15 protein-coding genes are annotated in these 12,785 nt (G+C 72.4%); 11 read left to right on the top strand and 4 right to left on the bottom strand.

Translation table 11 applies throughout. The annotated features are described in order from the left end of the window. Positions 1-9: 9 nt before the first annotated feature. The 6 genes from AB0O28_RS02580 to AB0O28_RS02605 all read left to right on the top strand — a co-directional run bounded on the left by AB0O28_RS02580 (position 10) and on the right by AB0O28_RS02605 (position 5,333). Entirely contained in the window at positions 10-1,536 is a 1,527-nt protein-coding gene (locus AB0O28_RS02580) for a multicopper oxidase family protein (RefSeq protein ID WP_363635469.1), read from the top strand. A 295-nt stretch (positions 1,537-1,831) separates the two neighbouring features. After that, positions 1,832-2,029: a hypothetical protein gene (locus AB0O28_RS02585; RefSeq protein WP_363635471.1), complete on the top strand. Its 198-nt coding sequence runs from the start codon at positions 1,832-1,834 to the stop codon at positions 2,027-2,029. 195 nt (positions 2,030-2,224) lie between these two features. Further along, entirely contained in the window at positions 2,225-2,779 is a 555-nt protein-coding gene (locus AB0O28_RS02590; protein ID WP_363635473.1) for a MauE/DoxX family redox-associated membrane protein, read from the top strand. Between the two features lie 2 nt (positions 2,780-2,781). Further along, on the top strand, positions 2,782-3,000 hold the full coding sequence (locus tag AB0O28_RS02595) for a S26 family signal peptidase (RefSeq protein ID WP_363635474.1): 219 nt from the start codon (positions 2,782-2,784) through the stop codon (positions 2,998-3,000). Positions 3,001-3,027: 27 nt separating this feature from the next. Then, positions 3,028-3,555, top strand: coding sequence for a TlpA disulfide reductase family protein (locus AB0O28_RS02600; protein WP_363635476.1), 528 nt, complete (start codon positions 3,028-3,030; stop codon positions 3,553-3,555). Next, positions 3,552-5,333: an ABC transporter ATP-binding protein gene (locus tag AB0O28_RS02605; RefSeq protein ID WP_363635478.1), complete on the top strand. Its 1,782-nt coding sequence runs from the start codon at positions 3,552-3,554 to the stop codon at positions 5,331-5,333. The genes AB0O28_RS02600 and AB0O28_RS02605 overlap by 4 nt, the downstream gene beginning before the upstream one ends. Before the next feature lie 10 nt (positions 5,334-5,343). On the opposite strand, the gene AB0O28_RS02610 is transcribed toward AB0O28_RS02605, so the two are convergent. Continuing rightward, positions 5,344-6,459, bottom strand: a complete 1,116-nt coding sequence (locus AB0O28_RS02610; protein ID WP_363635480.1) for an ATP-binding protein — start codon at positions 6,457-6,459, stop codon at positions 5,344-5,346. Further along, positions 6,456-7,169 (bottom strand): response regulator transcription factor, encoded by a 714-nt coding sequence (locus AB0O28_RS02615; RefSeq protein WP_363635482.1) that lies wholly within the window; start codon positions 7,167-7,169, stop codon positions 6,456-6,458. Before AB0O28_RS02615 ends, AB0O28_RS02610 begins: the two co-directional genes overlap by 4 nt. Positions 7,170-7,417: 248 nt before the next feature. On the opposite strand from AB0O28_RS02615, the gene AB0O28_RS02620 reads away from it, so the two are divergent. From AB0O28_RS02620 to AB0O28_RS02635, 4 genes are all read left to right on the top strand, one after another. Then, positions 7,418-7,585, top strand: a complete 168-nt coding sequence (locus tag AB0O28_RS02620) for a hypothetical protein (RefSeq protein ID WP_363635484.1) — start codon at positions 7,418-7,420, stop codon at positions 7,583-7,585. Between the two features lies 1 nt (position 7,586). Further along, on the top strand, positions 7,587-7,868 hold the full coding sequence (locus tag AB0O28_RS02625; protein ID WP_363635486.1) for a DUF6412 domain-containing protein: 282 nt from the start codon (positions 7,587-7,589) through the stop codon (positions 7,866-7,868). A gap of 77 nt (positions 7,869-7,945) precedes the next feature. Beyond that, entirely contained in the window at positions 7,946-8,608 is a 663-nt protein-coding gene (gene yidC / locus AB0O28_RS02630; protein ID WP_363635488.1) for a membrane protein insertase YidC, read from the top strand. A gap of 135 nt (positions 8,609-8,743) precedes the next feature. Beyond that, positions 8,744-9,244 (top strand): GNAT family N-acetyltransferase, encoded by a 501-nt coding sequence (locus tag AB0O28_RS02635; protein ID WP_363635490.1) that lies wholly within the window; start codon positions 8,744-8,746, stop codon positions 9,242-9,244. 90 nt (positions 9,245-9,334) lie between these two features. Here AB0O28_RS02635 and AB0O28_RS02640 read toward each other — a convergent pair whose 3' ends face one another. Continuing rightward, the gene (locus AB0O28_RS02640) at positions 9,335-9,787 is read right to left on the bottom strand and encodes an ATP-binding protein (RefSeq protein ID WP_363635492.1); all 453 of its coding nucleotides are present in this window, start codon (positions 9,785-9,787) and stop codon (positions 9,335-9,337) included. Between the two features lie 148 nt (positions 9,788-9,935). Next, positions 9,936-11,750, bottom strand: coding sequence for a PAS domain-containing sensor histidine kinase (locus AB0O28_RS02645; protein WP_363636157.1), 1,815 nt, complete (start codon positions 11,748-11,750; stop codon positions 9,936-9,938). Positions 11,751-12,093: 343 nt separating this feature from the next. Between AB0O28_RS02645 and AB0O28_RS02650 the strand changes: the two genes are divergently transcribed. After that, entirely contained in the window at positions 12,094-12,654 is a 561-nt protein-coding gene (locus AB0O28_RS02650) for a methylated-DNA--[protein]-cysteine S-methyltransferase (RefSeq protein ID WP_363635494.1), read from the top strand. Positions 12,655-12,785 lie beyond the last annotated feature (131 nt).

Consider the following 12,785-nt stretch of genomic DNA (forward strand, 5'->3'; position numbering starts at 1 on the left):
CGAACTCCCATGAACGCGACTCGCCGTCGCGGCGCCCGTCTCCGTCTCGTCCTGGCGGGCGCCGCGACCATCGCCCTGCTCGGCCCGGTGGCCTGGCTGTGGCAGGACAGTCTCATGCCCGGTGCGTACTCGGTCATGGACATGGGATACGCGGACCACGGCGGCGCCCTGACACACGTGGCCGGCACCTCCGCACACTCCGCACACTCGGGGCACGGCGGGCACGGCGGGCAGATGGCGCCGGCGCGCAGCCTGACGTCGTTGACCGCCGATCCGGAACGCACGCCCGACGTCGCGGTCACCCTGGTCGCCCGCAAGCAGCGGTTCCGGCTGCCCACCGGCCGCGAGGTGGACGGATACACGCTGAACGGCACCTCGCCCGGTCCGGTCATCCACGCGACGGTCGGACAGCTGGTGCAGGTCCGCCTGGTCAACGAGTCGGTGCCGGACGGCATCACGCTGCACTGGCACGGCGTCGACGTGCCCAACGCCGCGGACGGGGTCGCCGGCGTCACCCAGGACGCGGTCGGCGTGGGCCGGTCCTTCACCTACCGCTTCGTCGCGGATCGGGCGGGCACCTTCTGGTATCACTCCCATCAGGTGTCCCACGAGCAGGTGCGCCGCGGTCTGCTGGGCGCCCTGGTGGTGGCCCCGGCGGCGCGACCGCCCGCCGCCGTCGACGTCGTGGCGCTGCTGCATCTCTACGACGGAGCCCGCACCGTCAACGGGCGGGAGGGCGACGTCCGCACCGAGGCGGCCCCCGGCGCACGGGTGCGCGTGCGCGTGATCAACACGGAGAACGGCCAGACGCCCGTATGGGTCGGCGGCGCCCCGTTCCGGCTCGCCGCCGTCGACGGCACCGACCTGCACGAGCCCGCCGTCGTACGGGACACCGCCGTGCTGGTCACGGCCGGGGGAAGGGCCGACATCGAGGTGACCATGCCCGAGGACGGCTCACCGGTGCGGGTCCACGTCGGCGGCCCGACCGGCGTCGTGCTCGGTTCGCGGTCGTACGACGCGCCCGCCGCCCCCCGGCCCGCGACCACTCTTGACCTGCTCTCCTACGGCACGCCGGCGCCGCTGGGCTTCGACCCGGACCGGCCCGACCGGCGGTTCGACTACGAGATCGGGCGCCGCCCCGGCTTCCTCGACGGACGCCCCGGGATCTGGTGGACGATCAACGGCCACATGTTCCCCGACGTGCCGATGTTCGTGGTCGCCGAGGGCGACGTGGTGCGGGTGCGCATCGTCAACGACAGCAGCGAGCCGCACCCGATGCACCTGCACGGCCACCACGCCGTGGTGCTGAGCAGGGGCGGCGTGCGGGCGACGGGCAGCCCGTGGTGGGTGGACTCCCTCGAGGTCGGCACCGGCGAGACGTACGAGATCGCCTTCGTCGCCGACAACCCCGGCGTCTGGATGGACCACTGCCACAACCTGCCGCACGCGACCGAGGGTCTCGTCGCCCATCTCATGTACGAGGGAGTCACCACGCCCTTCACCGTGGGCGGGACGGCGGGGAACGAGCCGGAATGACTTCGGGGGCGAGGGCGCGCGACGGCACGGCACCGAAAGCACGCCGTCGCCCCGCGATCTCGGTCTCGCGTGTTGGAACGCTCCGCCCTCGGCCGTGAACCTTTCATGACAGACGATGTCAACGACACTCCGGCTCTCGTGCAGACCGGAAGGAACGCCGCATTCCACCGCAATGGAACCCCTGACAACGCTTCTCACTGACCACCTCGCGAAGGCTCATCGGTTGATCTCCATCGCCTCGATGAGAACGTGAGGGCGGCTGCTCGAACGAGCGGCCGCGAAGGGAGGAGTGTCGATGGTTCGCACGTTCCAGTCCTGGGGTGACCGCCTGCTCGCCCGCCTGGTGCCCCGGACCGAGGCGTCGGCCGCCGTGCCGTGCTGGTGCCCCGGATACAGCCAGCCCGGCCCGAACTGCCCCTGCAACAACGGCGTACGGCAGGTCTGCTGCTACGGCGGCAGCTACGGCTACTACTGCTACAGCCAGGCCTGCTGACATCCCGCCGAGCCCGGCCGGGGTCTCGGTGCGTGGGACGCGCGCGGGCGACGCCCGAGCGCGTCCCGAACCCAGCCGGTCCGCGCTTCCCGGACCGAACCGGCCCGCGTGTCCCGGACCCAGCCGGCCCGCGTGTCCTGGGCCGATCCGGCCCGGCGGTCGATGCGCGGCGGAGTCGAAGCCGAAAGGGGATCCGTGACCTACCTGCTCCTCGCCTGCCGGATGACCGTCGGGCTGACGTTCCTGGTCTCACTCGCCTCAAAGCTGCGCGGGCGGGAGCCCTGGTCGCGGTTCGCCGACGCCACGGCGCGGCTGCTTCCCGGCCGTACGCGGGCCCTGCGAGCGGAGCGGCGCCACGGGCTCGCGGCCACGGTGGCCGTCGCGGAGGCGGCCGTCGTCGTGCTGACGGCCGTCCCGGCCACGGCGTCCGCCGGGTTCGCGGTGGCGCTGGCCGCGCTGGCGGCGTTCTCCTTCGTCATCCGCACCGCGATCCGCAGGGGTCTCGCGGTGCCCTGCCACTGTTTCGGCGACCGGAGGCTGCCGGTCGGACCCGCCGACCTCGCGAGGAACGCCGTCCTCGGGTCGATCGCCCTCACCGGCCTGGCGCTGACGGTCCTCGTTCCCGCACGCGGGCCGGCCGAGCTCGCGGGAGCGGCGGTCGCCGCCCTGGCCGCGCTCCTGGTCACGGTCCTGGTCGTGCTGACGGGGGAGATCGTCGACCTGTTCGGGCTAACTCGGGAAAGCAGGTAGCGATGGCCCATCCGGCCCGGGTGCGGCCGATCCTCCTTCCTGGCGTGGCCGTGGCGCTCTCCGGCCTGGCCGTGGTCGCCCGGCTGCGCCGGGCCGCCCATCTGGTCGTCCTGGGCGACGACCGCCGCTCCAGCCCGGACTCGCGCCGGCGCGGCTTCGTGCCCGCCGACCGGGTCCTGGGCGTGGTCCTGCGGCGGCTGCCGCCGGACCACAGCCGATGAAACCCACGGCCCAAGCAGGGAGATCTCATGCCGTTCCTCATCGCCTTCGTCACGGTCGTCGGCGTCCTGTGCGCCGTGGACCTCGTCCTCTCGGTGGGCGTCATCCGCAGGCTCCGCGAGCACTCGGAGGCACTGGCGGCGTTGCGACGCGGCCCCGAGGTCATGGCCCCGGCGGGATCGGCCGTCGGACCGTTCGCCGCCGTGACCACGGACGGAGAGACGGTGTCCGACGACACCCTTCCCGGGACGCCCACGCTCGTGGGCGTCTTCTCCCCGGGCTGCCCGGCCTGCGCCGAGCGCATGCCGTCGTTCGTCGACGCGGCCAAGAACCGCGCGGGCGGGAGGTCGTCGGTCCTCGCCGTACTGGCCGGCCGCGAGGAGGACGTCGCGGCGGAGCGGGCCGCGCTCGAACCCGTCGCCCGCGTAGTGATCGAAAGCTCCGGCGGTGGCCTCACACGGGCGCTGTCGGTGTCCGGGTTCCCCGCTTTCGCACTGGTCGACGCCTCCCGCACGATTCTCGCGAGCGGCACCAGCATGGAGGGCCTGGGCGCGTGAGGGCCGTCCGGGCGGCCGTACGGCTGGCGTGGGAGGCGGGCAGGGCGCGGCTGGCGGTCTACGGCGCGCTGATCGCGGCCGCGGCGGTGATCCCGCCGGTGATCGCCTGGCTGACCAAGACCGTGCTCGACCTGGTCGCCCACGGGACGGCGACCGCGGAGTCGATCGCCGGGCTGGGCGCCGCGCTCGCCGCCTGCGGGACCGCGGCGGCCGTCGTGCCCCAGGCCACCCTGTATCTGCGGGAGGAGATCGGCAGGAGGATCGGCGTCGTCGCGCAGGACCGCCTGTTCGCCGCCACCGAGCGGTTCGTCGGGCTGTCCAGGTTCGAGGATCCCGCCTTCCTCGACACGCTCAGGCTCGCGCTGCAGTACGGCGGCGCCACGCCCGGCATGGTGGTCATGGCCGCTTTCGGGGTCGTCAGGTCGGTCGTGGCCGGTGTGGGCTTCCTCGGCGCTCTCGCCCTGATCAACCCGTGGATGGCCGTCCTGGTGGCAGCAACCGCCGTGCCGGGCCTCGCGGCCGAGGTCTGGCTGTCCCGGCGCCGCGCCGCGATGCTGATCGGCATAGGCCCGAACGAACGCAGGGAGTTCTTCTTCCAGGACCTCCTGCTGAGCGCCCAGGCCGCCAAGGAGATCAGACTGTTCGGCCTCGCGGGCCACCTTCGCGGCCTGATGCGCGAGCAGCGTGTGACCGCCAACGCCGAGCGCCGCCGCTCGGACCGCCGGGAACTGGCCGTCCAGAGCGTCATGGCGGGCGCGAGCGCGCTGCTGGCGGGAGCGGGTCTGCTGTGGGCCCTGCTGGAGACCCTCGGCGGGGGCCGGACCGTGGGGGACGTCTCGCTGTTCGTCGCCGCCGTCGCCGGGGTCCAGGCCGCGATCAGCGGTCTGGTCGGGGAGATCGCGACGATGCACCAGCAGGCCCTGCTCTTCGGTCACTACCTGACGGTTCTGATGGCCGCGCCGGACCTCCCGGTGCGGCCCGCGCCGGTCACCGTGCCCGAGCCGCGGCGGGGGATCGAGTTCCGCGACGTCTGGTTCCGGTACTCCCCCGAGCACGAGTGGGTGCTGCGAGGCGTCTCGTTCACCATCCCGTACGGGCACTCGGTCGGCCTCGTCGGCCGAAACGGGGCGGGGAAGAGCACCGTCGTCAAGCTGCTGTGCCGCATGTACGACCCGGAGCGGGGCGCGATCCTCTGGGACGGCGTCGACCTCAGAAACCTCGATCCCGCCGATCTGCGGCGGCGGATGGGCTCGGTGTTCCAGGACTACATGACCTACGACATGAGCGCGGCGGACAACATCGGCCTCGGCGACCTCGACGCGCTGGACGATCGGGAGCGGATCGCCGAGGCCGCCGGCCTCGCGGGTGCCGACGGTTTCGTCGGCGCGTTGCCACGGGGCTACGACACGCTTCTGTCGCGGATCTTCCTCGACGGCGGCGAGGCCGGGGTCCATCTGTCCGGCGGCCAGTGGCAGCGTCTCGCGCTGGCGCGCGCCTACCTCAGGGGCGGCCGCGACCTGCTGATCCTGGACGAGCCCAGCTCGGGTCTGGACGCCGAGGCCGAGCACGAGATCCACCGCGGGCTACGGCGGCACCGGGCAGGGCGGACGAACCTGCTCATCTCACACCGTCTCGGGTCGATCCGGGAAGCCGACCTGATCGTGGTGCTGGACGAGGGGCGGGTGGCCGAGCGCGGCTCGCACGCCGAACTGCTGCGCCTCGGCGGCCTGTACGCGAGCCTGTTCGCGTTGCAGGCGGAGGGCTACCAGGTCGGCTGACGCCGCGCTGTCAGGCCAGGGGCAGCGTGATCTCGAAGCGGCAGCCGGGGCCCTCGTTCACCACGCCGATGTCGCCGTCGTGGGCCTCCACGATGCCGCGCGCGATGGCGAGACCGAGCCCGGCGCCGCCGTCGGGGCCGGGCGTCCGCGCGGCCTCGCCGCGGAACGCGACGTCGAAAACCCGGGGAAGGTCCTCCTCCGGGATGCCGCCGCAGCCGTCGAGCACGGACAGGCGGGCGGTCGTCCCGTCCGCCGTCGCCCGCACGACGACCGTACCCCCGGCCGGCGTGTGGCGGATCGCGTTCACCACCAGGTTCCGTACGGCCCGGCCGAGCTGTCCGGCGTCCGCGTACACGGGGACGCGCGGATCCGCCTCGCCGGTCAGACGCACGCCCTTCGCACGGGCCAGCGGCTCGACGGCGGCGAGGGTGTCCGCGACGAGGTCGCCGAGCCCGGTGCGGGTGAGCGTGGGCCGCAGCGTGCCCGCGTGGATCCGCGACAGCTCGAACAGGTCCTCGACCATTCCGGCGAGCCGGTCGACCTCCACCCTGATCTGCACGTGGTAGCGCTTGACGGTCTCGGGGTCGTCGGCCACCCCGTCCTCCAGGGCCTCCACCATCGCGCGCATCCCGGCGAGAGGCGTGCGCAGGTCGTGGCTGACCCAGGCGACCAGTTCGCGCCGCGCGCTCTCCAGCGCCCGCTCACGCTCGCGGCCCAGCCGCAGGCGCTCGTACGCCTGCTCGAGGGCGGTGCTGATGGTCTGCAGTTCGGCCGGGAGCGGTGTCGGCGGCGGGACGAACCGGCCGGAGGGCGGCACGCTCTCCAGAGCGCCGACGAGGCTCCTGCTGGCGCGCACCACCGTCCGGGCGTTGACCAGCGCGACCCCGAGGCCTACCAGGCCGCCGATGCCGACGACGGTGAGCACGATGTTCTTCGGCCGGCCGTCGATGATCATGGCGAGCGTGATGGCGACCACCCCGGCCAGCGTCGCGGAGACCGTCACGGCCGCGACGACCGCGAGCATCACGCCGATCGAGCGGCGGCGCAGCACCCGCAGCAGCGCCAGGCCGAGGCCCGCGATGACGAGGCCGAGCCCGGCGGCGACCGCGACGATCTGGACGATCACGGCAGCGGCTCGTAGCGGTAGCCGACACCCCAGACGGTGACGATCCGGCGCGGCTCGGTGGGGTCGTCTTCGATCTTCTCCCGCAGCCTGCGCACGTGGACCGTGACGGTGGAGGAGTCGCCGAACGACCAGCCCCACACCTGGTCGAGCAGGGCCGTACGGCTGAACGCCTGGCGGGGATTGCGCAGCAGGTAGACGAGCAGGTCGAACTCACGGGCGGTCAGCGTGATCTCCTTGTCGCCCAGGCGCACCTCGTGGGCGCCGACGTCCACCACGAGATCGCCGTCACGCAGCACGCCGGTGCCCGTGGGCACCAGCGCGCCACGGGCCCGCCGCAGCACGGACTGCACGCGCAGCGCCAGCTCGCGCGGGCTGAACGGCTTCGTCACGTAGTCGTCCGCACCCGTCTCCAGGCCGACCACCCGGTCCATCTCCTCGCCGAGAGCGGTCAGCATGATCACCGGGACGGGCCACCGCTCCCGCAGCTTCCGGCAGACCTGAAGGCCGTCGAGCTTGGGCAGCATCAGATCGAGCACCATCAGGTCGGGCGGGTCGGCCAGGGCCCGCCGCAGCGCCTCGGCCCCGTCACCCACGCACTCGACCTCGTGCCCGTCCCGCTCCAGGTAACGGGCCACCACCTCGGCGACAGTGGGGTCGTCGTCCACCACCAGGACGCGAGCGGTATTCGCGGAGTTCTTCGAGGAGGGCACGCCCTCAACGGTAAGTCCGCCGCGCGGCCCGGCGGAGTCCCGTCACCGTCTCGTAAGAACCGGCCTCTCGAAAACCCGGCCGAGCCGCCTGCCTCACCGCCGCCTCTGTACGTGCGGGAGCCATCACCGTCGGCCGGTGAACCGCGGACCTAACGCGATGATTCACGTGAAACCTCACGGAACGCGGGTAGGGAAACCGATTTTGGATCAAGCTCGCGATTGTCGGTCCCACCGCGTACCTTGTGGCTATGGCCCGTACCGTACTGACCGTACTGGGAATCCTCGCAGCTCTCTGGCTGGTGTTCGGATTCGTGATCCCCGCGCTGTTCGCGACGCTGAAGTTCCTGCTCATCATCGGAATCATCGCTCTCGTCGCCGTGGTCGCGGTCACCGTCGTCGGGAAGCTGTCCCGCTGAGGTGAACGCTCTCCAGGCCGCCGTCGGATCGCTCGTCTGGCTGCTGGCCGGGTTGGCCGCCGGGTCCGCGGGGCCCGGCATGCTGACCGCGGTCGGCCTGGCCGGCGTGGCCGTCCTGGTGTTCGCCTGGATGCTCTGCCGGCTGACCGGCGTCCCCGTTCTGCGTCGGGGGCCGGGCAGGTCGTCGTACAACGGTGAGACGGCGATGGTCAGGCTGCGCGATCCCGGCACGCCTGGCCGTCCCCGTCCCCGTGCACCATCCGGAAGCCACGCGCTCGCCTGACCGGTGATCCGTCCGGTCACGAGCGCCTTCGTCATGCCCTCATTCACCAGCAGAAGGTCACAGACGAAAGGCTTTCCATGTTCGACTTCGTGCTCGACCCCGCCTACCGGCTCATCGGCGCGCTCAGCCACGTCACCGGCGCCGGACTCGCGATCGTCCTGGTCACCCTCGCCGTACGGCTGGCGCTGCTGCCGCTGAGCCTCCGCGTCGCGCGGGCGCAGCGGATCCGGATGCGGCTCGCTCCCCAGGCGGAAAGGCTGCGCACCCGCTGGAAGAACGATCCCCGGCGGTTCCAGCGTGAGATCAACGCGTTGTACGCCAAGGAGGGCGTCGGCCAGTTCACCGGCTACCTCCCGGCGTTCGCGCAGTCCCCGTTCTTCATGGTGACCTACCGGCTGTTCACCGCCGCGGTGATCGCGGGACACCCGAACCTGTTGCTGGCGCAGAGCGTGCTCGGCGTGCCGCTGGGGGAGCACCTGGCGGCCGCGGTCGCCGGGGCGGGCCTGGTCAGCCCGGCGGCCGGGGTGTTCGCCGGACTGCTCGCGCTGCTCGTGGCCGTGGCCGTGATCGCCGCCCGCCGGGTCGAGCCCACGGCGCCGATGCGGCGCCTCCAGGTCCTGGCGCCGTTCTGGACCGTGGTCGCGGCGGCCTTCCTCCCGCTCGCGGCGGGCGTCTACCTGCTCGTGAGCAGCGCCTGGACGACGGCCGAACGGGCCGTGCTCCACCCGCGCACGGCGTGACGTTGGGGCGAGGAACGGGGTGACGGCGCGGCCCCGTGCGAGCCGTACGCACCGGTCGGTGCGGATGCCCGCCGGTTCGGCCACCTTCACCCGGCGCAGCCCGCGCCGTGACGGGCGGGATGGAATGCTGACCGCATGGCCTCTGATCACGTGATCGGCATCTGGGCGGCCGGGGACACCGGCGGGGAGGGCCTGCGGGCGCTTCTGGCCGCCTATCACCTGCGCACCGAGGCCGAGAAGGGCGTGCCGGTCGCCGACGCGACGCATCTGCCCGAGCGCTACCGGGTGGAGGTCGAGGATCCGGGCGCGGCGTTCGCGGACGACGTCGTGCTGGTCGCACGTCGTGGGGACGCGACGATCGGCTGCGTGGTGCTCACGGCGCCCGCCGAGGAGCGGGCGAAGATCAAACGGCTGTGGGTGAACCCGGACGAGCGCGGCAGGGGCGTGGCCGCCGGGCTCGTCCGCGCCGCGCTCACCCGGGCGCACGCGGCCGGCCTGCGGTCCGTACGGCTGTCGGTGTGGCGCTGGCGGACGACCGCGATCGCCCTGTACGAGCGAATCGGCTTCACCGTCACCGAGTCATGGGACACCCGGGACGACCTCGTCTGCATGGAGTACGCCTTCGGCCGCCTCTGACCCGAACCCCCATCGACTCAAGCCGAACGCGTCCTTCGGCCCGCTGCCCCGTGTCGCTGCCCGTGTCGCGCCCCGAGGCTCAAGTGGCCGTCAACCGACCTCGCGCAGCACCGGAGTTTCGGACATCTCGACGTGTCCGTTCCGGGCGGGCCATATGGCGGGCACGACGGCCCAGACGGTGGTCGCCTCCTCCTCGTGCCGGACTCCCCAGCGCTCGGCCAGGTACTCGACGATGCCGAGTCCACGACCGCCGAGAGACGACAGCGTCGGACGGCCCGCGCGGGGTTCCGTATACGCGCCCCCGTCGCTCACGGCCACCTCGATCTGGGTGTCCGAGCAGAACCAGGCCACTTTGAGCCGGCCGCACGGGAGAGGATGGGCGTGGCGCAGCGCGTTGCTCAGCAGTTCGCTCATGATCAAGACGACGTCGTCGACAGCGGTGGCGAGCAGCCCCGCGTGCGAAAGCTCGGCGCTGAGGCGCTGACGTGCGACGGCGACGCTCGACGGTGCGTACGGCAGCATCACGACGCTCGACGCACTCACCTCCCCCTTACCCCCGTTCTGCGGCACGAGCCCTACGACCGAAATGCCCCGCTTGCTCGGCCGGGAAACCGTGCCCCGGATCACAGCTTGTGCACATTGGACAATAGTTCAGTCCTTAAGTGGTGACGCCACGCTCCGATCTGTCTTATCAGGATGAAGATCCTGCCGAGTTCAACACCAGTCGCATCCGGGTTCCCCCACCGGATCGCGGCAGCGCGGCGACGTCCCCGCCCTGGGCCCGGGCGAGGTTGCGCACGATGTAGAGCCCGAGCCCGACGCCGCCGAATCTGCGCCGGTCGCCGCTGTCGGCCTGGACGAACCGCTCGAAGACGCGCTCCCGGTCACCGGGTGCGATGCCCACTCCCTCGTCGTCCACCACCAGCACGACCCGCTCGTCCTCCGGCCATGCCTCGACCCGGATCAGACCGCCGTCAGGGGAGTACTTGAACGCGTTTTCCAGCAACTGGGCCAGGAGGATGTCGGTGGCGAGCGCATCCCCGAACACGAAGGGGAGATCGGGCGGGATGTCCACCTCCAGCCGGTGCCTGTCGGGCAGGACCGGAAGTCCGAGCGTCGCCGCGTGCACCCGGGCGGCCAGATCGAACGGCTCGACCCTGACCTTGAGCTCCTCCGCGCCCGACCGCGCGCCGAGCAGGAGATGATCCATGAGCTGCCCGAGCGAGCGGGCGCGCTCGGCGATCGTGTGGACCGCCGAACGCCGTTCCCCGTCGGACAGGTGGTCCCAGCGGGAGTCGAGCGTGCTGGCGAAGCCGTGCACGATCGTGATCGGCGTACGCAGCTCGTGGCTGGTGGTGGCGAGGAACAGGTCCTTGGCCTCCTCCAGCTCCTTGGCCCGGGTCACGTCGCGGAAGTCGACGACGCTCTCCCCCGTCTCCCTGATCTCCGCGCACAGCACGTCGAGCCAGCGGCCGGACGGAAGCTGGAAGGTGAGCTTCTCCCCCGGCGCCGGCAGCGGGAAGGGCGGCGGCCCCCCGATCACCCCGTCGGCAGGATGCCCGGTCAGCTCGGCCGCCGCCGGGTTCCACCGCACGACCACGCCCGTGCCGTCCAGCACGGCGATGCCGTCGGCGCTGGCGTCGAAGACGGCCCGCTCGTGGGCGCGCTGCCGCACCGCCTCCTGGTACGCCATCGCGTTGGCGACGGCGATGCCGGCGTGCCCGGCGAGCAGTTCGAGCAGTTCCAGTTCCAGGTGGCTGGGCTTGCGCCGGGCGAACAGCGCGTACAGCGCTCCGTACGGACGCCCGCCCACAGCGGCGATGCCGACGGCGATCGTGTGCAGGCCGGGCAGGCGCGCCCAGATCAGGTCCGGGAAGCCCTCGGGACCGGTCTCCAGCAGCACGGTCTTGCCGGTGCGCAGCAGCTTGGCGACCAGGCTGGTGTGCAGGTCGGCGGTGGCCCCGCGCAGCGTCTCCGGCAGTTGGTGCACGCCGACCAGGCGCAGCCGCTCCCCTTCGATGGACACGAAACCGCCGGCGTCGGCGCCGGTCAGCTCGGTCAGGCTCGCGGCGATCCGGTCGAGCACGACGGGCAGGTCGAGTTCGGCGTTGATGTCGCCGACGACGTCGGTCAGCCGCCGCACCAGGCGGGCGCGGCGCACCATCCTGCCGTGCGCGGCGTCGTCGTCCTCGGCGGCGTGGTAGACCTTCACGTATCCCAGCAGAACGCCGGCCGGCGAGCACAACGCGCTGGTGTCCACCCGCAGGTCGAGCAGCCGGCCGTCACGGTGGAGACGCTTGGTGGTCACCGACACCCGGCCGCCCGCGCGTACGCGTTCGAGCACGGCGTGATGCTCTGCCATCAGCTCGTCGGGCACGATCGGGGCCCGTCTGCCGAGCAGATCGGCCGCGGGCCAGCCGAAGAGCCTCTCGGCCGCCGCGTTCCAGCTCAGCACGGCCAGGTCACGGTCGAGGGTGACGATCGCGTCGGGGGAGCCGGCCAGGATCGCCTGCGCGAGGCCCTCCTCGACACCGCCGAAGGCCTCGTCCGCGTGCCCGCCGACGCTCCCGTTCGCGGTCGCGGCGGGGCTTCCGTTCACGGTCGTGGCGGCGCCCTCGCGGGGCTCCACGCCCGCACCGGGACCGCCGCCGGGCTCCACGCCGAACCTGCCCGCGGGCGGGTCCACGGCGTCAGGGATCGCGGGGGCGACACCCGCCGCCCGGCCGTCCACGCTGCTGTCACCCACGTCCCCATCGTGCCTTCTTTCACCTTTTGATCTTGGGGTTTTCCATCACCTCGCGACCGCTCCGATACGCTGCCTGCAGTAGTGACGAGAAAGTGGGGCGCCCATGTCCACCGAGGACCTCGAAGCCCTGCTCCGCGTGACCTCGCCGGGCTACGTCGGCGAGACCCCGCCCGAGGTCGCCTTCGGCACCGCCGACGCGCCGGTGGGCCGCCTGGTCCTCGCCGTGACCGCACGCGGCGTGCTGGCCTGCACCTATGAGGACGAGCACCAGCTCTTCGCCCGGATCTCCCGCGTCGTCGGCTCGTTCATCGGGCCCGACCCGCGCCGCCTCGATCCCCTGCGCAGGGAACTGGACGCGTACTTCACGGGCAGGCTGCGCACCTTCTCCCTTTCCGTGGACCTGCGCCTGGTCACCGGCTTCAGCCGTACGGTGATCCAGCTCATGCCGGCCGTGCCGTACGGCAGCGTCACCACCTACCAGGAGATCGCCGAGCGGATCGGGCGCCCGCAGGCGCCCCGCGCCGTGGCCAACGCCCTGTCGGGCAACCCGGTCTGCCTGCTCCTGCCGTGCCATCGCGCCGTGGAGGGCCCGGGCGCGCTCGGCGGGTACGCCGGCGGCCCGGCGGCCAAGGAGCACCTGCTCCGCCTGGAAGGCGCCCTCTGACCACCCCGGGCTCCACCTGGTGCCCGCAGGGCTTTTAGAAGATCACAAGTAAGCCTTTAGCCGCGCTCGGCAGGCTGCTTCCTGTCGGCACACCGGACTCGTCCCGCCGCGGCCCTCGGGCCGTGAGCGGG

Origin of the sequence: Microbispora sp. NPDC088329 (genome assembly GCF_040685655.1) — a bacterium.
Taxonomy (GTDB): Bacteria; Actinomycetota; Actinomycetes; order Streptosporangiales; family Streptosporangiaceae; genus Microbispora.